The organism is Microbulbifer sp. ABF4_148, from assembly GCF_056158985.1.
Window position 1 is genome coordinate 2,057,910 of record NZ_JBSWUI010000001.1, and the last position, 21,670, is coordinate 2,079,579.

A 21,670-nucleotide genomic window follows, 5' to 3' on the forward strand; every position below is an offset into this window, starting at 1 on the left:
GCTTTGGCTGAAAAATAGGAAGCCGGCAATACTAGCACAGCGATTGTGACGCTTCAGACTCTTTGTAAAAAAGGGGTGAAAACCGCAGATTCTGCGGATATCCGGTCGCTGCTCAAATAGGGTACAATGGCGCCCGCTCGCCAGATGGAGGCTAATCTGGCCGATGGAGCGAGCGTTTCCATAAACCCCTTCGAGCAGAACCTGAGGTCCGTTTTCCCTATGGATACACTGGAGAACATCAAGCAGCAGATCGCTGACAACACCATCCTGATTTACATGAAGGGCAGCCCGAACGCCCCGCAGTGTGGTTTCTCCATGCGCGCCTCCCAGGCTCTGATGGCCTGTGGCAAGCGCTTTGCTTACGTGGATGTATTGTCCAACCCGGATATCCGCGCCGAGCTGCCCAAGTACGCCAATTGGCCGACCTTCCCGCAGCTGTGGGTCAAAGGTGAGCTGGTGGGTGGATGTGACATCATCATGGAGATGTACGAGAACGGTGAGCTGAAAACCCTCATCGACGAGGCGGCTCCGGAAGAGTCTGGCGAATAAAGCCCGGCTTTACCCGCGCCCATTAAAAAAACCGCGGCAATGACCGCGGTTTTTTTGTGCCCGAAGAAAGCGTGCTTATTCGGAGGCACTTTCCATCTGGGTTTGCAGGTAGTTCTGCAGGCCGACCTTGTCGATCAGGCTTAGCTGGGTCTCCAGCCAGTCCACGTGCTCTTCTTCAGAATCGAGGATTTTCTGCAGCAGCTCACGACTGCCAAAGTCGCGCACGGATTCACAGTAGGCGATGCCGTCGCGCAGATCGGGGATGGCCTTGGACTCGAGCTTGAGGTCACACTCGAGCATTTCCTTGGTGTTCTCACCGATCATCAGCTTGCCGAGCTTCTGCAGGTTGGGAATACCCTCGAGGAACAGGATGCGCTCGATCAGCCAATCGGCGTGTTTCATCTCGTCGATCGATTCGTGATATTCCTTGTCGGCCAGTTCTTTCAGGCCCCAGTCTTTGAACATGCGTGAATGCAGGAAATACTGGTTGATCGCAATCAGCTCATTGCCCAGCGCCGTGTTCAAATACTCGATAACTTTGGGATCGCCTTTCATTGCGTTAGCTCCTTGTTTTTTCCTGCAGGCTTCCTGCTCAAGCGATCACTCGTTTGCTTGGGGCAGGGTGAGCCCTAACTCAATTTTATTGTCCCGGTTTCCGTTCGAGGTGTTCCGTTGGTGAAAATCATCGGACCCCGAGCGAATTGCGGTCGAGTTTGATGGGCAGAATGCGGCAAGTCAAGGCTCAGTCTTAAATTCCGCTGGGACTATATATAAAGGCTTAAAAGCAAATTTAGCCGTAAAGGTAAACGAAAACGATTCCTATTTTTGTCCGGTATTTTATTGCGGGGGGGCACGGATGAGCAGGGGACGTAAGATAGCAGCAAGGCAATGGTGAGAACCGAACTCGATGGGTTTTCTGCGTGAAACGTGCTCAGGGACCGGGATTGGTAGAGATCGATACAGAAAGAGAAACGCGCTCGAGAGAGAGCCAATTGAAACTGGCATGACGTAGCGCGATGCTTCGAGACACTTTTTGCCGTGTTAAACCCTCTGTGGTTGTCGTCCGTTTTCGCGTAAGTTCGCGCACGCGATCAGGTCGCTTCTAGCGATCTATCATCGAGCGTAGGCTGCTGTACAACGAAACCCTTGTATTCCTCTTTTATGCGTTCGCGTAGGTGCGGATCGACTACACTGCATTGATTTTCTGCTTCACTTCGGCGGTCGCTACCAAACTTAAGTTCGCAAGATTTTGAAGTGCGTGGATGTGGGTCTGCCCCATCTGTGAATGTCGTAAAAATCGGCGCTGTGCGAACTGTCATGTCTGGAAGTGGCTTGTTGCTGTTGCAGACCAGATACTCTGGGGAGCGCGTTTTAGTGGAGCAACACTTCCATTCCTTTCTGCAGATCGCAGCCTTTGTGATTGAGGCCACCGCTTCCCTTATCATGGTGTGGGGCTTTGTGGTGGCGGTTTATGAAGTGGTGCGTGCTTCCCGGAGCGGATCCCACGCTGATCGTATGATGGCGCTACAGGTGGCACGCTGCGATCTTGGCATCAAATTGGTGTTTGCCCTGGAGCTGCTGATTATTTCTGACTTGCTGCATACCGTAGTGAGCCACACGCTCGAAGACCTTTGGTTTCTCGCAGCACTGGTCACAATCCGTACCGTGATCGGCTTTTTCCTGAACCGCGAAATTGAACAAGTTAAGGGGGAGGCAAGTGGGTAGCGGTAGTTGCAGCTGCGGCTGTAGCCAAGGGGGGCGAGAGCGGGCGATTAGTTTGATGGGGGTGAATGAATGTTATCGATGATCTCGGCGATTTCTTTTCGCTCGCGCGGGCTCTTCAAGAACACTTCACTGTCTGCACGCATCTTTTCTACATACTCGCCCAGGGCATCCCGATCTTTCCCGCGCAAACACTGGTAACTGAGTTGTTGTAGCGCGCGCAACAGATGCCGCATAAACACGGTGTTGGAGCGCCCGTGCTCGCAAATTTCATCCAGCGCCGCAGCGAGCAATTCATCGAAGTCTATGGTGTCCGTAATCAGCCGAAGCTGCCCGTCGTGGCTGCTAAAGCAGTTGGGCGGCGCAGGGCGCAGGGCGACGGTACCAAGACCTTCAATCAACCGGTCGACACCGGCATAGGCAGTGAACGGATCATTGATCCCGGGCGACAGGGCGCGCACGGTGATTTGTGACAATTGCCTGAGGGCGAAAACAATATCCTGCTCGGGGGTTGGTAGCGAGCCGAGGGTAATGCTCGATTGGATTCCGGCGATCAACGCATCGATGTCTGCTCGGCTGTCCGGTGGCTGGAATACACGCGCAATATCACCCCAGTGATGTACGAACCGCCCTGGATGGCAGGTGATTTCAATGCAGGAGGCGCGGGACTCAGCAAGTTCGATCAGCCGGTTATGGTTGATCGTCTGCACATATCCGGATGCGGTGGCTGGCACCTTGAGCCAGCCGTTGCCGAGCTGCAGACGATCCACTTCAAAGCGCTTCGCCTGGTCCTGTCGGGGCTTGGCTGGGTAGAGCCGTTCGATTGACCCACAGAACTCGTGATAGATCTGATGGGCAATATTGTCGACCTGAATGGTCTTGGCCAGGTTGTGAATGAAAAACACCAGAAAGCCGATACTGACCAGTGCCAGCACGACGGCCACGTGGATGGAGAGTTCCAGATTTCTGGGCTGGTCACCCATGGTGTCGATGTTGCGCATGGTCATCAGCGCATAGACAAAGGTAGCGAGAAAGATACCCAGCGTGGCCTGGGTGCCACGGTCGCGGATAAAGTTGCGCATGACCCGCGGCCCGAACTGGTTGGACGCGAGCGTGAGGGCAACGACGGTGATGGAAAACACGGTGCCCGCAACACTGATGGTGGCACCGGCAATGGTCGAGAGGATGACCCGGGCGCTGTCCGGGTCGCTGAGCTCGAGCCAGCTCAAGCCGGTGAGACGGGCAAAATCAAAGTGGTTTTCCAGAAAGCGCACGGCAAAAGCGAGCAGGATCGACAGGACGATCATCGCTGAGGGAATGGCGAAAAAGCTGCTGCGCAATTTTTCCGACAGGTGCTGGAGAAAAAGTCTCATCGGGGTGGGCGTCACGGGGATGGCCACTGAGATCAGAGTGTAGGCAGCGCGTAGGAAAAGTGCGGGGGAAATTGGCCAGGCGAGCGGGCACAGGGAATAAGAGCTGGAGGAGGAGGGTGCTGCGTAGGCGCAGCACCGATTGCAACGAGACGGTCGGAATTAGCCTGCGGAGTAGAACAGACCGTTGTTGCTCACCGAGATGCCACCAGCGTCCATGGTTTCGTCGATGATCTCTTTGGTGTGCTCAGCACAGCGACCACATTGGGAAGAGACGCCCAGCTGGCGACGCAGGGCCTTCACGGAAGTAGAGCCGTCGTGAACGGCCTCTTTGATCTGGCTGTCAGTGATGCCTTTACAGATACAGACGTACATCGCTAAACCGGTCTCTTTTGAACTGCTGAATGAGTGCGCTAATTAAGTATAGGGTGATCGTATTGAAAACGAGAATGGTTGTCAATAACGTTTCCCGTCTGCACAGTTTTCAGTCTAGTTGAGTTACATCTGATCGGTTTGGCAGTTTATTGTTCGACTGGTGAGTCTGCCCGCCAGCCCGCGTCCGGTCAGCTATCGAAGCGATATAAAAATTTAATGGGACTGCCAGAGGGCGCTGTGTATCATAGCGGCCCACTATTAATTCAAGGTCGATTTATAGTGATTGTATATAAATTGACCATTTTCTTTAGCAATCCATCACTGGAATGAGGAGGCTTTTATGGCAGTTCTGGTAGGCAAGCCGGCACCGGACTTTACCGCTGCAGCTGTTCTGGGTAACGGCGAGATCGTTGACGAGTACAACCTGGCTGAAGCCATCAAGGGCAAGAAGGCAGTGATCTTCTTCTACCCGCTGGACTTCACCTTCGTATGCCCGTCTGAGCTGATCGCTTTCGATCACCGCTACGAAGAGTTCGCCAAGCGCGGCGTTGAGGTTATCGGTGTTTCCATCGATTCCCAGTTCTCCCACAACGCATGGCGTAACACTTCCGTCAACGACGGTGGTATCGGCCAGGTGAAGTACGCGCTGGTTGCCGACGTGAAGCACGAAATCTGCCAGGCTTACGACGTTGAAGCCGACGCGGGCGTTGCTTTCCGTGGTTCTTTCCTGATCGACGAAGAAGGTGTTGTTCGTCACCAGGTAGTTAACGACCTGCCGCTGGGCCGTAACGTAGACGAAATGTTGCGTATGGTTGACGCGCTGGCATTCCACCAGGAGCACGGCGAAGTTTGCCCGGCTGGCTGGCAGGAAGGCGACAAGGGTATGAACGCTTCTCCGGAAGGCGTTGCTGCGTACCTGAGCGAGAACGCTGACAAGCTGTAATCCTGCTGCGGCTTTCGCCGCTGTTTGGATGCGGGACTCCGGTCCCGGCAAAAGCCGCCCTCTGGGCGGCTTTTTTGTGTCTGGCAATTGGCTTCTGGTCGGGCTGGCCGGGACGAAGTGCCCCGAAACCCCCACTGGGAGCGGCGCGCGCGTGAGTTTGCGGTTACAATCCATGACCAGCGCGGCGCGTTAGGGGCTGTTTTGCGCCGGTGAACTTAGATGCTGGCTGCTAGTCTTAGAAACACTCCCTTTGCAATCTGCCGCGGCGGCTTGAAGTACGGCATGAAATACGCAAATTCTCAGTTTTCTCTTCCCTTCCTGCGCTTCTCTTGCGCGGTGATGGCGGTCTTCTGTTGTCTGGTGATGCTTGGCACAGAGACGGCCTATGCCGACGATGTTGAGCAGAGTGCTAAAGAGTTCGAACGCTATTTCCGTGACCTGATGAAGGCAAAAGGTATCCCCGGGGGTGCCTACGTCATTGTCGATGGTGACGCAGTGGTCGGCATGGGCACCTACGGCGTTCGGGTCAAAGGCAAGAAAGAGAAGGTCGACCCCGATACGGTGTTCCGCCTGGCATCGGTGTCCAAGACGTTTGCGGCCAGTATGGCGGCAGTACTGCAGCATGAGGAGCAGTTCGACTGGCGCGACAAAGTGGTCAATTATGTGCCCGACTTGCGTTTCAAGACGCCGGCTATGTCCCGCCAGCTTGAAGTTGAACATCTCCTCAGCCATGCCTCGGGCCTGACTCCGAACGCCTACGACAATTACCTCGAAGACAACAAGCCGCTCAGCAAGATTGTCCCGCAGTTTGCCAACATCGATCCCCGCTGTAAGCCCGGCAAGTGTTATGGCTACCAGAACGTGCTGTTCAGCCTGATTGAGGATGTGATCCACAAGGCGACCGGGGAAACCTATGAGCGCCAGCTCAGCAAGCGTTTCTTCGAGCCGCTGGAGATGGATAACGCGTCGGTCGGCTGGGAAGAGTTTATGGCTTCCGATAACCGCGCGGCGCCCCACGTGCAGACCGGCAAGGGCTGGCGCCCGGTGAAGGTGCGGAAAGAGTACTACCATGCTGCACCGGCGGCGGGTGTGAATGCCAGCATCTCTGATATGGCCCAGTGGCTGAAAGCGCAGATGGGCTATTACCCAAAGGTACTGTCACCGGAGGTTATCGCGGATATCACCACCGAGCGGGTCACCACCCAGCGTCATATGCGTCATCGTATCTGGCGCGATCACCTGTCCCATGCGGGCTACGGCCTGGGCTGGCGCCTGTACACCATGGGGGATGACCGCATCATCTATCACGGCGGCTGGGTTGCCGGCTTCCGCGCGGCAGTGGCCTATTCAGAAAAACGCAAGGTGGGCATCGCCATCCTGATGAATGCCGAGTCGCGGGTGATTGCCGACCTGACCGCCAACTTCGTCATCGACGTGACCGGCAAGGGTAACCTGGCCTCAATCGAGATCCCCTCGGACGCGACCACACGGGCGCACTGACCTTCCTGCAGCCGGCGCCCGGGGATTTCCTTCCCGGATCGGCTGCAACCCTTGAATCCTTCATTCCTGTCCCAATATTTGCTCCCTGTTCCAAATGAAGTGTTACGGGGAGACCGACTCATGACCGTAGAGGCCCAAAAAGAAAGCCATGGCTTCCAGACGGAGGCCAAGCAGTTGCTGCACCTGATGATCCACTCGCTCTACTCCAACAAGGAGATTTTCCTGCGCGAGCTGGTATCCAATGCTTCTGATGCCGCCGACAAGCTGCGTTTTGAAGCCCTGTCCGACAGCGAGCTGCTGCAGGAAGACCCCGACCTGCGTATCCGAATCGAATTCGACAAGGATGACAACACCATCTCCATTACCGACAACGGTATCGGTATGAGCCGGGACGAGGTGATCGCGAACCTGGGTACCATTGCCCGATCCGGTACTGCGAACTTCATGCAGAACCTGAGCGGTGACCAGAAGAAAGACGCGCACCTGATTGGTCAGTTTGGTGTCGGCTTTTACTCTGCCTTCATTGTTGCCGACAAGGTAGAAGTGTTTACCCGTCGTGCAGGTGCCGATCAGGGCGTGCACTGGGAGTGTCACGGCGAGGCAGAATACACCATTGAGAATGTCGAGTGGCCGCAGCGCGGTACCCGCGTAGTGCTGCACCTGAAAGAGGATGCCGCTGAATTTGCCGATGGCTGGCGCCTGCGCTCCATCATCAAAAAGTACTCCGATCACATCGCCATTCCGGTGGAAATGCTCAAGGAGCAGCCGCCGGTAGCCGAGGGCGAGGAGCAGGAAGAGAAAGCGCCGGAATTCGAGGCAGTGAACGCTGCACAGGCGCTGTGGACCCGTTCCCGTAGCGACGTGAAAGCGGAGGAGTACCGCGAGTTCTACAAGCATATCTCCCATGACTTTGATGACCCGCTGACCTGGAGTCACAACCGTGTGGAAGGCAAGCTGGATTACACCAGCCTGCTGTACATTCCGGCGCGCGCGCCGTTCGACTTGTATCAGCGCGATGCGGCCCGCGGCCTCAAACTGTACGTACAGCGTACCTTTATCATGGACGACGCTGAGCAGTTCCTGCCGCTCTACCTGCGTTTCGTGAAGGGTGTGCTGGATTCCAACGACCTGCCGCTGAACGTCTCCCGCGAGATCCTGCAGAAGGACCGCAATACCGATGCGATCAAAGCAGCACTGACCAAGCGCGTGCTGGATATGCTCTCCAAGTTGGCGAGCAAGGATGCAGACGAGTACCAGAAGTTCTGGGACCTGTTCGGTAATGTCCTGAAGGAAGGTCCTTCGGAGGATTTCTCCAACAAGGAAAAGATTGCAAAGCTGCTGCGTTTCTCCACCACCCATACCGATGAATCCAAGCAGAATCAGTCGCTGGAGGACTACGTCGGTCGCATGCAGGAAGGCCAGAAGGCTATCTACTACGTGTGCGCGGATAACTTTGCCACGGCCAAGTCGAGCCCCTATCTGGAAGTCTTCCGCAAGAAAGGGATCGAGGTGCTGCTGTTGTCCGATCAGGTGGACGAGTGGTTTGTCGGCCACATGAATGAGTTTGATGGCAAGCCGTTCCAGGACGTGGCCAAGGGCGCGCTGGATCTGGGCGAGGCCGAGTCTGAAGAGGACAAGGCCGAGCGCGAAAAGGCGGAAGAGTCTGCGGGTGCGCTGGTTGAGCGGGTCAAGGCCGTGCTCGAGAACCGCGTTGAAGATGTTCGCGCAACCACGCGTCTGGTGGATTCACCGGCATGTCTGGTCGTCAGTGAACAGGATATGGGTCTGCAGATGCGCCGTATTCTGGAGCAGGCGGGTCAGGCGGTACCGGAAGCCAAGCCGATTTTTGAGGTGAATCCGAATCATCCGCTGGTGCAGCGGCTCGATCAGGAGCAGGATGAGGACCGCTTTGCCGACCTCACCAATATCCTCATGGACCAGGCCAATCTGGCGGCGGGTAACCAGCTGACAGATCCGGCGGATTACGTGCGGCGCCTCAATGCGCTGTTACTGGAGCTGAACAGCTAACCGGTAAAAATGAGAAATGGCGGCCCTTCAGGTCGCCATTTTCCGTTTGGGGGTGTTGAAAAAGTGCACGATTTGGCGGGCATCTTGAACGCTTTGGTGGGTATCTGAGCGAATTTCACATTTTTGCGGGGCGTGCGTTGGGCTCGCGCGGGCAGCCCTCTATAATCTGGCCAACTTGATTTCCCCCTTTCCATTTTCTGGCTTCATTGGAACAGGCATGACACAAACTGAATCCGCAGCACCCATTTCCATTGCCATCCTTGGTGGTGGCAGCTTCGGCACTGCCATTGCCAACATTGTGGCAGGCAACGGCCACGATACCCGTCAATGGATGCGCGACACCGAGCGGGCGGAAAGTTGCCGCCGGTTGCGGGAGAACCAGTATTACCTGCCGGGGGTTGCGCTGCACCCGGAGTTGAAGATCACCAGTGATCTCGCCGAGGCGCTGTCGGGCTGCAAGATTGTTTTTGTCGCCATCCCGAGTAAGTCGTTCCGTGAGGTGGTGCGTCGTGCGGCACCGATGCTCTCCCCGGGTACCATGCTGATTTCCCTGACCAAGGGGGTAGAGCAGGGTAGCTTCGGACTGATGAGTGACATTCTTGAGGAAGAGACTGAAGGCATGCGGGTTGGCGTGCTGAGCGGGCCCAACTTCGCCAAAGAGATTGTTGCCGGCCACTACACCGCCACGGTTATCGCCAGCGCCCACGAGGACCTGTGTGAGAATATCCAGAAGGTCCTACACTCAAAGACTTTCCGGGTGTATTCGAGCAGCGACGTTTTTGGCGTGGAGCTGGCGGGCGCACTGAAGAACATTTACGCGATTATTACCGGTCTCGCGGCGGCGCTGGAGCGCGGTCAGAACACCATTAGCCTGCTGATTACTCGAGCGCTGGCAGAAATGATGCGCTTTGCCGAGGCGGTGGGCGCAGATCCGATGACGTTTATCGGTCTGGCTGGCGTGGGTGACCTGATCCTGACCTGTTCTTCTGACCTCAGCCGCAACTACCGGGTGGGTTATCTGGTCGGGCGTGGTCGCAAGCTGGAGGAGGCCGTCGCAGAAATCGGTCAGGTCGCCGAAGGTGTGAACACAATTCGGTTGGTAAAACACAAAGCGGATGAATTGGGCGTCTACATGCCCTTGGTTTCTGCGATTCACGCCATATTATTTGAATCAAGGCCCATTCCAGAAGTGATTAAGGACCTGATGTCCGGCGCGCAGACTTTTGATGTCGCTTATTCGGCCAAGCCGCCCCAGACGTCCAACTAGCTCAACGCCCAACCGACAGCAAGGGAATGCTTTATGAAAAACGAAGAACTGAAACACAACCTGACCTCCGGCAGCCAGTGGCTGCGCCTTATCTACATGGTGCTGTTCGCGATCCTGCTGGAAGTGGCAGGTGTGGTGATGCTGGCGATTGTGGTGTTGCAGTTCCTGTTCAGCCTGATTGGCGGTGCGCCTAACACCAACCTGAAACGGCTGGGTGATCAGGTGGCTTCCTACATTTTCCAGACGCTGCAGTTCCTGATTTACAACACCGAGGAGAAGCCGTTCCCGTTCTCCGAGTGGCCGGATTCTGATGTGGAAGATCTGGCGGGCTATGAGAGTGCCGAAGAGATGGATGGTGAAATCGTCGCGAGTGCTGCCGAGGCGGATGCCGACGCGGGCGATGTGATTGAGCTGGGTGCCGATGACGTTACCGTAGAGACCGAAGAGAAGCCCGCTGAAGCGCCGGCCAAGAAGCCCGCGCGTCGCAAGTCCACCACGGCGAAGTCCGCTACGACCAAGGCCTCTTCGAGCAAGTCCTCGAGCAGTGCCAAAAGTACAACGACCAAGTCGGCTTCGACCAAGCGCACCACAAAAGCCAGTGCGGATAAAACAGACGCGAAAGAGGCTGGTGATCCCGCGGCCAAGTCTACGGAAGAAGGCGCGACCGACGACAAATAAGCGTCGAGTAACCCATGCAGCGACTACTGATCCTTCGCCATGGCAAGGCTGAGCCGTGGGCCAACTCCGATGAGGAGCGGGCGCTCACAGACCGAGGGCGACGCCAGGTTGCCGCGGTCTGCGATGCACATGCCGCGGACCTGTCGGCGGTCCACGCTATCTGGGCGAGCCCTTTCGTGCGGACGCAGCAGACCGCCGAGATTGTGGCCAAACACTTTGATTTGCCACTGGTTACCAAATCGTTCCTCACCAGTGAAACACCGCCCTCTGAAGTACTCGACGCGCTGTCGGCTGCCAAGGATAAAAAATTCCCCTTGCTGCTGGTGAGCCATCAGCCCCTTGTCGGCGAACTGGTGAATGGCCTGTGTGGTTCGGGCGGCGCGCATCCAATGGGCACCTCCACACTGGCTTGTCTGGAATCGGATGTCTGGGCTAACGGGTGTGCCGAGTTGCAGTGGCTGTTCCACCCGGAAGTGTAAATATCCATTGCGCCTGCCATCACAGGCGCTATCCCCTCGGTCCAGTACTGGCCTCTGGCACATCGGGTCATTGAGGTCATCGCCGTCAGCTGTCACTATCTGCGCCTCTTTTCACGGAAGTATCTGACGAGTCACCATGGCGCCAGAAGAAATTACCCTCGAATTTGATCAAAAGACGATCGCTGCACGGCGTTGGGGCAGAGGTGGGGTGCCGGTGCTCGCGCTACATGGTTGGCTCGACAATTGCGCAAGCTTCGACCGGTTGGCGCCGTTGCTTCCGGGGCTGGATCTGGTAGCCGTGGATATGGCCGGCCATGGTCGCAGTTATCACCGCTCCCACGATGCCTCCTACAACCTGCACGAAGAGGTTGTCGATGTGATGGGAATGGCCCACGCCCTGGGGTGGCGTAAGTTCTCGATTTTGGCCCATTCCCGCGGCGCTATTGTCGGCGTTCTGGCAGCCGGCGCCTTTCCTGACCGGATTGAGAAGCTCGCCCTGATCGACGGACTGGTGCCGCCGAGGGTGGAAGCGGAAACGGCGCCCGAGGTCCTCGCGCATGCTGTGGCCCAGCGCGCCCGTTACCATGGGCGTAAACCGCGTCACTTTGCATCACTCGAAGAGGCGGTGGAAGCCCGTAAGCGCGGGATGTTCAAGCTATCGGTTGAGGCCGCGCGCGCACTGACCGAACGGGGAACCCGAGATAGCGGCGATGGGCTGACCTGGAGTAGCGACCCGCGCTTGATGGAGGCATCCAGCGCGAAGTTTAGCCCCGAGCAAGTGTGGGCCTTTCTGGATCGGGCGAAAATGCCGATGCGCCTCGCTCTGGCCAGCGAGGGGATCGAAGGCATGGCCGACCGGCTGAAGCCGGTGTTGGCCGGGCGTGACAATATCACTGCATGCCAGTTTGCCGGAGGGCACCATCTGCACATGGATGCCGCCGCGGACGAGCTGGCGCAGTGGTTTGCCGGATTTCTCGCAGAACCTGCAGAATCGACCGGTGCTGAGTCCGGCTGAACTCTATCGTCGGGCGTTGCTAGAAGGGCAGGCGTTTGGAGTAGCTGCCCGGGTCCATTTCCCGTACTTCCACCGTCACCGCGGGTACGCCGTCGGCATATTCGCACAGGGTGTTGAATACCGCGGCACTGAGGGTTTCCCGCTCGCGTTCGCTGCGTCCCGCGAGCAAGCGCACTTCCGCATGAATAAAGCTGCCGCCTTTCTCACCCGCAATAAAATGCTGGTAAGACCGGGCGCGTGTTTTGATGGTGTGCTGGGCGAAGAGCCCGGAGGATTCCATCGCCGCCTGGGCAGAGCTCACCAGTGCGGGAATGGAAATTTGTTCTTCGAGTTTTTCGGCGTATTCAATCACCAGGTGCGGCATGACGGCCTCCGTGCCGTGGCGCCCGGAGGCGCCGGTCAGAGCCCCTGGCCGCGGATCAATCGCGAATCAGGGACAGGAATTCGTTACGGGTCGCCTGCTGGCTGCGGAAGGTGCCGAGCATGGCGGATGTTTTCATCACGGAATTCTGCTTCTCGACGCCGCGCATCATCATGCACATGTGCTTGGCTTCGATAATCACGCCTACGCCGGCGGCGCCGGTGACTTTCTGCAGGGTTTCCGCAATCTCTACAGTGAGCTGCTCCTGGATTTGCAGGCGACGCGCAAACATATCTACGATGCGTGCAACCTTGGACAGGCCCACTACAGTACCGTTGGGAATATAGGCTACGTGGGCCTTGCCGATGAAAGGCAGCAGGTGGTGCTCACACAGCGAGTAGAGTTCGATGTCTTTCACCAGCACCATTTCACTGGCGTCTGATGGGAAGAGGGCGCCATTGACGATGTCATCGACAGATTGATGGTAACCACGGGTGAGGAACTCCATGGCTTTTGCTGCGCGCTTTGGAGTGTCCTTGAGACCCGGGCGTTGCGGATCCTCACCAATTGCCTCAATAATTCGCGCGTAGTGTTCGTTCATCTGGTCCAGTTTCCAATCGCTATACCCAAGGGTGGGGGCGCTACCCTAAGCTTTTGTCATCATAGAGTAAAGAACCGCCACATAATTGGGCGGCACCGCTATACCCGTCAGGCGGGGTTAGGCGCTGTATACGCCCGTCAGGGCCAAACGGTTCGCAGTCCGGGACACAGGATGCGAATAACCATTAAGGATAGAGTGAATGATCGAAAAGCGTGAAGCGACGGAGTTGTGCACCCTGCTCGACTATGTGCGCTGGGGCACCAGCCGTTTCAACGAGGCCGGCCTGTGGTTTGGCCATGGTACCGATAATGCGTGGGACGAGGCCCTGCTGCTGGTGATGCACGCGGTGCATCTGCCGATGGAGAGCAAACCCGAGGTCCTGCACGCGCGGCTGACCATGGAGGAACGCCGCGAAGTGATGGCGTTGCTGGAGCGCCGGGTCAATGAGCGCTTACCGGCGCCATACCTGACCCATGAGGCACACTTTTGTGACCTGTCATTCTATGTGGACAACCGGGTGCTGGTGCCGCGCTCGCCCATTGGCGAGCTGATCCGTAACGGCTTCCAGCCCTGGCTGCAGGTTGAGCCACTGGCGATCCTCGATCTTTGCTGCGGCAGCGGCTGCATTGGTATTGCCAGTGCGGAAGCTTTCCCCGAGGCGCGGGTGGACCTCAGCGATATCTCCGAAGGTGCCGTGGAAGTGGCGCAGATCAACATTAATCGACACGATCTGAACGAGCGCGTGCGCGCGGTGCAGTCGGATCTGTTCGAGGGGCTGCAGGGGTGCAGCTATGAGTTGATTGTCTGTAACCCCCCTTATGTGGATGCCCGGGATCTGGCGGAAATGCCCGAGGAATACCGTGCCGAGCCCGAAATTGCCCTGGGATCCGGAGACGACGGTCTCGATTTCACCCGGCGGCTGTTGCGCGAGGCACCGGATTACCTGCAATCGGAGGGGTTGCTGGTGTGCGAAGTGGGCAATAGCTGGGAGGCGCTGGAGCAGACATTCCCCCAAGTCCCGTTCCTGTGGCCGGAGTTTGCCGACGGTGGCCACGGTGTATTTGTGATCAGCCGTGAGGAACTACTCGCTTATCGGGATCATTTCGGTTCGTAATCGGACCAGTGACTGCCGGCACCGATACCCACGGGTCGGCAGTTTCCTCTATAATGCGCGGCTCCCACCGGACAATCCTCTGGCGCAAGGCACGCTCCCGGTGGTGAAAAATGCCTTGTTGCCTGGAAGTCACGGAAGTCTCGCAAGCCTTGGAAGTCAAACATTATGTCCGGTAACACCTTTGGCAAACTGTTCACTGTCACTACCTTCGGGGAGAGTCACGGTGAGGCACTCGGTTGCATCATTGACGGTTGCCCGCCCGGACTGGAAATCAGTGCGGAAGAGATTCAGCTGGAACTGGATCGGCGCAAGCCCGGCACCTCCCGCTATACCACCCAGCGCCGCGAACCGGATGCGGTGCGTATCTTGTCCGGGATTTTCGAGGGCAAAACCACCGGCACGCCGATCGGCTTGTTAATTGAGAATACCGACCAGCGCTCCAAGGACTACGCCAATATTTCCGAGCGTGTACGCCCGGCCCACGCGGATTACACCTACTGGCAAAAGTACGGTATCCGCGATTACCGCGGCGGTGGCCGTTCGTCCGCGCGCGAGACTGCCATGCGGGTTGCCGCGGGAGCGGTTGCCAAAAAATGGCTCAAGCAGCGCTACGGGATTGAGGTGCGCGGCTACCTGTCACAGCTGGGCCCCATCAAGGCCGAGAAACTCGATTGGGATCAGGTTAACCAGAATCCTTTCTTCTGCCCGGATGCCGACAAGGTGCCCGAGATGGAAGCCTACATGCAGGCGCTGATCAAGGACGGCGACTCCATCGGTGCGCGTATTTCCGTCCATGCCAGTGGCGTGCCCGCCGGCCTGGGAGAGCCAATTTTTGATCGTCTGGATGCGGACCTCGCTCATGCCCTGATGAGCATCAATGCCGTCAAAGGGGTGGAGATCGGTGCGGGTTTTGACTGTGTCGAGCAAAAGGGCACGGAACACCGCGATGAGATCACGCCGGAAGGATTCCTCTCCAACCACGCTGGCGGCGTATTGGGTGGGATTTCCAGCGGCCAGGAGCTGATCGCCCATATGGCCCTCAAGCCCACTTCCAGTTTGCGCCTGCCGGGTCGCAGTATCGATGTGCACGGCAATCCCATCGAAGTGGTAACCAAAGGCCGCCACGACCCCTGTGTGGGCATCCGTGCGACGCCGATTGCCGAGGCGATGATGGCTCTGGTGCTGATCGACCATGTTCTGCGCCAGCGCGCTCAGAACGCCGATGTGGAGCCTGGTGTAGTCACTGTCGGCGAGTCATAACGCCGCTCCACTGTTCCCCATGCGGCGACCCTAAAATGTCCGGAGGCATCCATTCCGCGATGCGTGCCGGGAGGGTCGTTATGCTCAAGGTAATCAGTTTCAAAATTTGCCCCTTCGTCCAGCGGGTGATTGCGCACCTGGAGGCGAAGGGCGTGCCCTATGAGGTGCAATATATCGACCTCAGCCAGAAACCGGACTGGTTTCTGGATATCTCCCCGACCGGGCAGGTGCCCGTTCTCATCACCGATGACGGCATGGCGCTGTTTGAATCCGATGCCATCGTCGAGTACCTCACTGAAATCCACGGATCGCTCCAGCAGGGCCTCACTGCTGAGGATCGCGCGCGACAGCGCGCCTGGAATTATCAGGGCAGCAAAAATTATCTGGTGCAATGCAGCGCGATGCGCAGCCCAGACGAAACGACCTTGCAGGAGCGTAGCGAAACACTTTCCCGAGCCTTTGCGCGTGTGGATGAAATTCTGCCTGGCAGTGGTTTTGCATTTGGGAAATTCGACCTCGGTGCGGTCGACATTGCGTGGATCCCGCTATTGCATCGCGCATCCATGATTGAGCGTTTGACCGGTTACGATTTTGTCCCGGCGAATGGCTCAGTAAAGATCTGGCAGCGGCGTGTACTCGGTACGGGTATCGCAGAACGCTCTGTCCCCGAAGACTTTGAACAGCGTTTTATCGACTTTTACCTGTCGGAAGACAGTTGGCTTGGACAGATGTACCGGCACCAAAAGGCAGCTTGAGTATGAAGAGAAAACTGGGGTCGGCGAAGAACGAATTCGCCGGCCCCAATTGGAATGAGTCGAGTCCGATGGGAGAGCTTCCGTCGTCACTGGCCGTCCACGGTGGCGCTATTTTCCTTCGACTCCGTTGGAGTGCTTAGATAGGCGAGGCTCACACGGTAGCGCTGGGCAGACCATAGACTTTGAGCGGCCAATTGGCGTGCATAGTTTTTGGATTCCTCGGGGATGTCAGGGTCGCCCAGCACGATATCAACGTGGCGTATCATCTCGTCGTGATCTTCTTGAGCGAAACTCAAGTTGAACAAAATCCAGTGTATTTGTGATCGCTGCTCGGGAGACATTTTGGTTTTAAGCAGGCGATTGGTCATGCGTACTTTCTTTTCTCTGTCCTTTGCTCGGTGAGCTGGGTTGAGGTTTTGAATTGTTCCAAGCTGTCTCATCATTTTGTTAGAAAACAGGTGGATCTGAGTCTCGAGTGGGGAGGATGGATTCGTACGGTCGTATCTTTGGATTTTCCGGGCCAGAACTGACTTTAATTCAGCTTCGGTTAATGCGCCCAGTTCTTGCCAGGATAGATCAACGTTTTTAAGGCCAAATAGCCTTTGATCACGCAGCTCCGTTGGGGCGATTTCTTCCAGAAAGCTGATGTAATTTGCCAGCACGTCAGACTGCTTGAACAGTTGGAAGTCCACGCAATCCAGGGAAACCAATAGTTTCGCGGGCGCATTGCCAGATTCGTCAATCAGTTCCGGGGTAAGGTACGGCGTATCGGGACAATACTGCCTCATTACCGAGTAGTGTTTCTGTGCCAGTGAGGGGTTTGACTCGATAGAGTGCTCAAGCCCCTCTACCAGTGCCTTTACTACGCTGGGTTTTGGATTTGGGTTGCGGTTGGTTATATCGACAAATTTTTGATAGTCGAGATGGCCAAAGTACCCAAATAAAAATGCATGGGCGTACTGCACCTGTAGGAACTGAGAAAAGTCGGATTGCTCTGGCACGAGTGAGATAGCTTCTTTCAGATAAGCCTTGGCCTTTTCGGAATCTACCTTTTCAGGGAAAGGCTCAATCTCGCGCAGGTAGTCCTCATACAGGGAGCGCGCTTTTTCATCAGCTGTCCTGGCGGGTGTCCAGGGGAGCTTTTGTCCGTCAGTAGTGTCGAAGGCTATTAGTATATGGCAGTTTTTTCCGGAAAATTCTCGGCGGTAAACGGAGCTTTCGATTGCTCGTTGTGCGCTGCTTGAAAAGGATTCCGCCAGACTGTTGTCGATTGAGCGGAAGCCATTGTCCAGTTCACGAATATTCTTTGCTTTACCTTGGTCGGCATCAAAAGTGAGCACAACCCAGTTTCCAGCAACCCCCAAATTAAGAGCTCTTCTAGGGAATACTGGTTCTTGTCTTTGCAGAAGATCTTGTGGTGTGGGGAGGCAGGTGTCTTGGTGAGTAGGGCCAACAAACCGAGGACTAATTTTGGCATCTTCATAGTTATCGCTAAAGAGATTGTAATCGGGGAATAAGCATAAAAAAACGCGGCGTAGCCGCGTTTTTCTATCGTACAACCAGCAACTATTACAGGTGCAGGTTCAGGCCGAGGTAAGGGCCGCTGATCTCGAGGTCGCTCTGTAGATCGGACAGTTCCTGCACTTCCAGTGTCATGCTGCGGTAGCCGGCTTCGATTGCGAAGTCGACGGCCGGCATGAAGTCCCAGCGTACCTTGGCGGTCAGGTCAGTCAGGGAGTCACCGTTGTAACCGGTGGCATTGCCCTGGGCGATGATGGACCAGCCAGTGAGAGGCAAATCGAAGCGCGCCTGGGCGTACACCATCGGCAGCACGCCGCTGAGTTCGATTTCTTCTGAAATATTCTGGGCGATACAAGTGGTGTCACTTGGGCAAGATTGTTCGAGGTTCAGGACACCGTCAAACTGGCGAGCGGTCAGGCCCAGGTCCAGGTTGACCCAGTTGTCGAGAATCTCGTAATACAGCGTGGCATCGGTGTGAGTCAGGTCGATATCCGAAATGACGTCAAAGCCCGCTGTATAGGTTTCATCGTTAAAGACGATGTCCTCTTCCAGAGAGGCCATACCGTTGGTGGAAATCTTGCTGTGGGCAACCAGAATGTTGGGGATCAGCGGAATCGGGTGCTCCAGAGCGGCGGCGATAAAAGTGATGTTGTCTTCTGCCGGGGCAAATTCCTCAATGTCGAACCCATCGACACCAATTGCGCCGCTGTATGCCGGCTGCCAGACACCTGCAGTGGCATCGAAGCCCAGGATGGTATCTGCAGACGCATTGGTTGCAGCGAGGGCCATTGCAATGGCCAGGCTCAGTTTCTTCATGGAAGTTCCCCTTTCTTTATGTTGTCGCTCTTTGGCAGAAGTGTCGTAACTGGCGTGTAGTTTACTATTAATCTATTCACGTCCTATGACACCGCGCGAGATTATGCGGAAAACTGTGATTGGCGTCATTTTTTTCTTGAAAATGTTGCTGCAATTTCGAGCAATAACTGCTGAAGGGCCACTGCCGCGTTACTCATGGTGCGTGCCCGGTGGCTGATTACGCCCAGGTTGCGCACGATGTGGAGCTCTTCAACGGGCAATATGGCGAGGCTGTCGTCAACGAGCGTACGCGGCAGAACGCTCCAGCCCAGTCCGACGCCGGCCATCATCTTGATGGTTTCCAGAAAGTTGGTGGCGAGTTTCGCTGACAGGCGTAATCCGCGTGCGTCGAATTCCCGTTTGATCAGTCGGCCGGTATAGGTATTCAGGTCTGGCAGGATTGCGGGGTAGGCGGCAAGGTTCTCAAGGCTGAGTTGCACCATTTGTGCCAGTGGGTGTTCGGGCGCAGCTACCACTACACACGGATCGGGCCAGACCACGCGGGCATCCAGGCTGGGGTACTCCTTGAGCGCCAAGGTCACCACCGCTAGTTCGTACTCACCTGCCATCAGGGCCTCGTAGGCCTGTTCAGAGTCGACGAAATCGATGTCCAGCGCGACGTCCGGATAGCGGTTGCTGAACGCCTTCAGCACGGGAGGAAGATGATGGAGTCCCACATGGTGGCTGGTGGCAATACGCAGGCTGCCGCTGACCTGGCCGCCCAGTGCGCGCAGTTCCCGTTCGGCATCACTGACTTCGTTGAGAATGTGCCGCGCGCGTGGCAGCAGGGCGCGGCCTGCATCTGTCAGTTGCAGGCGCCTGCCAATGCGGTCAAACAGCGGGGCCCCGAGCTGCTGTTCCAGCGCCGCCAGTCGCTTGCTGACCGCCGGCTGGGTCAGGTGCAAATGTTCCGCGGCTTCAGACGCTGAGCCCTGCTCTGCGATTGCCAGAAAGGCCCTAAGCCATTGAATTTCCATAGTTTTCCTATTGATGGGGCACTGTGGTCAGTGTCATTCCTATTTGGAATCGATCTTATAATAAATATAAATTGATGTTATGCAATGTGGCCCCTACACTCGGTGCCGTCAAAATAAGAGGAGATATGGCCATGGCCGGGCAGACGCTTTACGACAAACTCTGGCAGGACCATCTGGTTAAGAGCCGCGATGACGGCACCGCCCTGATTTATATCGATCGTCACCTGATCCACGAGGTGACTTCCCCGCAGGCATTCGAAGGCTTGCGACTGGCCGGGCGCAAGCCCTGGCGCACGGATTCCGTTGTAGCGACACCCGACCACAATGTGCCTTCCGAGAAGGCCGAGCGTGAAGGTGGTATCGCCGGTATTCGCGACGAAGTTTCCCGTCTGCAGGTCCAGACCCTGGAGGAAAACTGCGAAGACTTTGGCATCGTTGAATTTGGTATCAACGATCCGGGCCAGGGCATCGTGCATGTGATTGGTCCCGAGACCGGCGCCACCCTGCCGGGTATGACTGTCGTGTGTGGTGATTCGCATACCTCTACCCACGGCGCTCTGGGCGCGCTTGCCCATGGTATCGGTACCTCCGAGGTGGAGCATGTGCTCGCCACCCAGTGCCTGATCGGCAAGAAGATGAAGAACATGCTGGTTCGCGTCGACGGCGAACTGGGTCCGGGTGTCACGGCGAAAGACGTGGTGCTGGCGATTATCGGCAAAATTGGCACCGCGGGTGGTACCGGCTATGCGATTGAGTTCGGTGGCGAAGTGATTCGCAACCTGACCATGGAAGGCCGTATGACCGTGTGCAACATGGCAATTGAAGCGGGTGCCCGTGCCGGTATGTGTGCAGTTGATCAGACCACTCTGGATTACGTGAAGGGCAAGCCCTACGCGCCTAAGGGTGAGCTGTGGGATCGCGCGGTTGCAGCCTGGAACAATCTGCACTCTGACGACGATGCCGAATTCGACACTGTTGTTGTACTGCAGGGAGAGGAAATCGAACCGCAGGTGAGCTGGGGTACCTCCCCGGAAATGGTATTGCCGGTCAGTGCACAGGTACCAGATCCGACCGCAGAAAACGATGCGACCAAGCGCACCGGTATCGAGCGTGCGCTCGAATACATGGGGCTCGAGGCGGGCCAGAACATTACCGATATTCCCGTCGATCGTGTGTTTATCGGCTCCTGCACCAACTCGCGGATCGAAGACCTGCGTGCCGCCGCCGAAGTGGCCAAGGGCCGTACCAAGGCGGACAGCGTCAAGCAGGTTTTGATTGTGCCGGGCTCCCAGTCTGTGAAAGCACTGGCTGAGCAGGAAGGGCTCGACAAGGTCTTTACCGATGCCGGATTTGAATGGCGTGAGCCTTCCTGTTCCATGTGCCTGGCAATGAATGCCGACAAACTCGGTGCCGGTGAGCACTGTGCTTCCACCTCCAACCGTAACTTCGAAGGTCGTCAGGGCTACGGTGGCCGTACCCACCTGGTCAGCCCGAGCATGGCGGCCGCCGCGGCCATTGCGGGGCACTTTGTCGATGTGCGCGAACTGCAGAAGGAGAGCAACTAATGAAAGCTTTTAACCAGCACAAAGGGTTGGTGGCGCCGATGGATCGCGCCAATGTGGATACCGACCTGATCATCCCGAAGCAGTTCCTGAAGTCCATCAAGCGCTCCGGCTTTGGCCCGAACCTGTTTGATGAGCTGCGTTACCTCGATGAAGGGCAGCCAGGCCAGGACCATTCCAAGCGCCCGCTGAACCCGGATTTTCCGCTGAACCATGAGCATTTCCAGGGTGCATCGGTCCTGCTGGCGCGGGAAAATTTTGGCTGTGGTTCGAGCCGCGAGCACGCCCCCTGGGCACTGGATGATTTCGGTTTCCGCGCGGTGATTGCACCCAGCTTCGCCGATATCTTCTTTAACAACTGCTTCAAGAATGGCCTTCTGCCGATCGTCCTCGCCGAGGAAATCGTGGAAGAGCTGTTCCAGGAAATGTATGCCGAGAAGGGTTATCAGCTGACGATTGACCTGGAAATGCAGCAGGTGATCAAGCCCGATGGCACCGTCATCGAATTTGAAGTCGACACTTTCCGTCGACACTGTCTGCTGAACGGTCTCGATGATATCGGCCTGACACTTGAAGATGCCGATGCCATTCGTGCATACGAAGACAAGCGTCGCGATCAGGCGCCGTGGCTGTTTGACGCGGTCAAGTAACGCTCGGTTGCCGCGCGTTTTTTGCTGAGGCAATCGCGTGGCAAACCCAAAAAACTCTGCAGGCGGGTCAGCCTGCATCAACAGGAAA

Annotated in this window: 22 protein-coding genes; 14 read left to right on the forward strand and 8 right to left on the reverse strand. The window is 56.7% G+C overall.

What is annotated here, in order from left to right; genetic code table 11:
- Nucleotides 1-219: 219 nt before the first annotated feature.
- Nucleotides 220-549, forward strand: a complete 330-nt coding sequence (grxD, locus tag ACXAD0_RS08910) for a Grx4 family monothiol glutaredoxin (RefSeq protein WP_475088026.1) — start codon at nt 220-222, stop codon at nt 547-549.
- A gap of 75 nt (nt 550-624) precedes the next feature.
- Here grxD and bfr read toward each other — a convergent pair whose 3' ends face one another.
- Nucleotides 625-1,104: a bacterioferritin gene (bfr, locus tag ACXAD0_RS08915; protein ID WP_475088027.1), complete on the reverse strand. Its 480-nt coding sequence runs from the start codon at nt 1,102-1,104 to the stop codon at nt 625-627.
- Between the two features lie 777 nt (nt 1,105-1,881).
- Between bfr and ACXAD0_RS08920 the strand changes: the two genes are divergently transcribed.
- Nucleotides 1,882-2,274 (forward strand): DUF1622 domain-containing protein, encoded by a 393-nt coding sequence (locus tag ACXAD0_RS08920; RefSeq protein WP_475088028.1) that lies wholly within the window; start codon nt 1,882-1,884, stop codon nt 2,272-2,274.
- Between the two features lie 47 nt (nt 2,275-2,321).
- Here the strand turns inward: ACXAD0_RS08920 and ACXAD0_RS08925 are convergent, their stop codons facing one another.
- Both ACXAD0_RS08925 and ACXAD0_RS08930 read right to left on the reverse strand, forming a co-directional pair.
- Entirely contained in the window at nt 2,322-3,644 is a 1,323-nt protein-coding gene (locus tag ACXAD0_RS08925; protein WP_475088029.1) for a DUF2254 domain-containing protein, read from the reverse strand.
- Between the two features lie 159 nt (nt 3,645-3,803).
- Nucleotides 3,804-4,016, reverse strand: a complete 213-nt coding sequence (locus ACXAD0_RS08930; RefSeq protein WP_475088030.1) for a bacterioferritin-associated ferredoxin — start codon at nt 4,014-4,016, stop codon at nt 3,804-3,806.
- A gap of 340 nt (nt 4,017-4,356) precedes the next feature.
- Here ACXAD0_RS08930 and ACXAD0_RS08935 point away from each other — a divergent pair, with 340 nt between their 5' ends.
- The 7 genes from ACXAD0_RS08935 to ACXAD0_RS08965 all read left to right on the forward strand — a co-directional run bounded on the left by ACXAD0_RS08935 (nt 4,357) and on the right by ACXAD0_RS08965 (nt 11,926).
- Nucleotides 4,357-4,959 carry a peroxiredoxin gene (locus ACXAD0_RS08935; RefSeq protein WP_475088032.1) on the forward strand — a complete coding sequence of 201 codons (603 nt, stop codon included), beginning with the start codon at nt 4,357-4,359 and terminating at the stop codon, nt 4,957-4,959.
- Between the two features lie 282 nt (nt 4,960-5,241).
- Entirely contained in the window at nt 5,242-6,459 is a 1,218-nt protein-coding gene (locus ACXAD0_RS08940) for a serine hydrolase domain-containing protein (protein ID WP_475088033.1), read from the forward strand.
- A 120-nt stretch (nt 6,460-6,579) separates the two neighbouring features.
- Entirely contained in the window at nt 6,580-8,487 is a 1,908-nt protein-coding gene (gene htpG / locus ACXAD0_RS08945) for a molecular chaperone HtpG (protein ID WP_475088034.1), read from the forward strand.
- 217 nt (nt 8,488-8,704) lie between these two features.
- On the forward strand, nt 8,705-9,754 hold the full coding sequence (locus tag ACXAD0_RS08950) for an NAD(P)H-dependent glycerol-3-phosphate dehydrogenase (protein WP_475088035.1): 1,050 nt from the start codon (nt 8,705-8,707) through the stop codon (nt 9,752-9,754).
- A gap of 33 nt (nt 9,755-9,787) precedes the next feature.
- Nucleotides 9,788-10,432, forward strand: a complete 645-nt coding sequence (locus ACXAD0_RS08955; RefSeq protein ID WP_475088036.1) for a DUF4389 domain-containing protein — start codon at nt 9,788-9,790, stop codon at nt 10,430-10,432.
- 14 nt (nt 10,433-10,446) lie between these two features.
- The gene (gene sixA, locus ACXAD0_RS08960; RefSeq protein WP_475088037.1) at nt 10,447-10,911 is read left to right on the forward strand and encodes a phosphohistidine phosphatase SixA; all 465 of its coding nucleotides are present in this window, start codon (nt 10,447-10,449) and stop codon (nt 10,909-10,911) included.
- Nucleotides 10,912-11,047: 136 nt separating this feature from the next.
- Entirely contained in the window at nt 11,048-11,926 is an 879-nt protein-coding gene (locus ACXAD0_RS08965) for an alpha/beta fold hydrolase (protein ID WP_475088038.1), read from the forward strand.
- A gap of 19 nt (nt 11,927-11,945) precedes the next feature.
- Here the strand turns inward: ACXAD0_RS08965 and ACXAD0_RS08970 are convergent, their stop codons facing one another.
- On the reverse strand, nt 11,946-12,290 hold the full coding sequence (locus ACXAD0_RS08970) for a 5-carboxymethyl-2-hydroxymuconate Delta-isomerase (RefSeq protein WP_475088039.1): 345 nt from the start codon (nt 12,288-12,290) through the stop codon (nt 11,946-11,948).
- 55 nt (nt 12,291-12,345) lie between these two features.
- A complete protein-coding gene (gene folE, locus ACXAD0_RS08975; RefSeq protein ID WP_475088040.1) occupies nt 12,346-12,888 on the reverse strand; it encodes a GTP cyclohydrolase I FolE in 543 nt (180 codons plus the stop codon).
- A gap of 199 nt (nt 12,889-13,087) precedes the next feature.
- Here folE and prmB point away from each other — a divergent pair, with 199 nt between their 5' ends.
- The 3 genes from prmB to ACXAD0_RS08990 all read left to right on the forward strand — a co-directional run bounded on the left by prmB (nt 13,088) and on the right by ACXAD0_RS08990 (nt 16,017).
- A complete protein-coding gene (gene prmB, locus ACXAD0_RS08980; protein WP_475088041.1) occupies nt 13,088-14,002 on the forward strand; it encodes a 50S ribosomal protein L3 N(5)-glutamine methyltransferase in 915 nt (304 codons plus the stop codon).
- Between the two features lie 165 nt (nt 14,003-14,167).
- A complete protein-coding gene (gene aroC / locus ACXAD0_RS08985) occupies nt 14,168-15,262 on the forward strand; it encodes a chorismate synthase (protein WP_475088042.1) in 1,095 nt (364 codons plus the stop codon).
- 80 nt (nt 15,263-15,342) lie between these two features.
- Nucleotides 15,343-16,017: a glutathione S-transferase family protein gene (locus ACXAD0_RS08990; protein ID WP_475088044.1), complete on the forward strand. Its 675-nt coding sequence runs from the start codon at nt 15,343-15,345 to the stop codon at nt 16,015-16,017.
- 86 nt (nt 16,018-16,103) lie between these two features.
- On the opposite strand, the gene ACXAD0_RS08995 is transcribed toward ACXAD0_RS08990, so the two are convergent.
- The 3 genes from ACXAD0_RS08995 to ACXAD0_RS09005 form a co-directional block, all read right to left on the reverse strand.
- Entirely contained in the window at nt 16,104-17,357 is a 1,254-nt protein-coding gene (locus tag ACXAD0_RS08995) for a hypothetical protein (RefSeq protein WP_475088045.1), read from the reverse strand.
- Between the two features lie 229 nt (nt 17,358-17,586).
- A complete protein-coding gene (locus ACXAD0_RS09000; RefSeq protein WP_475088046.1) occupies nt 17,587-18,354 on the reverse strand; it encodes a TIGR04219 family outer membrane beta-barrel protein in 768 nt (255 codons plus the stop codon).
- A 125-nt stretch (nt 18,355-18,479) separates the two neighbouring features.
- A complete protein-coding gene (locus tag ACXAD0_RS09005; RefSeq protein ID WP_475088047.1) occupies nt 18,480-19,370 on the reverse strand; it encodes a LysR family transcriptional regulator in 891 nt (296 codons plus the stop codon).
- A 131-nt stretch (nt 19,371-19,501) separates the two neighbouring features.
- Here ACXAD0_RS09005 and leuC point away from each other — a divergent pair, with 131 nt between their 5' ends.
- Together leuC and leuD are read left to right on the forward strand one after the other, a co-directional pair.
- Nucleotides 19,502-20,935, forward strand: coding sequence for a 3-isopropylmalate dehydratase large subunit (gene leuC, locus ACXAD0_RS09010; protein ID WP_475088048.1), 1,434 nt, complete (start codon nt 19,502-19,504; stop codon nt 20,933-20,935).
- A complete protein-coding gene (gene leuD, locus ACXAD0_RS09015) occupies nt 20,935-21,582 on the forward strand; it encodes a 3-isopropylmalate dehydratase small subunit (protein ID WP_475088049.1) in 648 nt (215 codons plus the stop codon). Before leuC ends, leuD begins: the two co-directional genes overlap by 1 nt.
- Nucleotides 21,583-21,670: the final 88 nt, after the last annotated feature.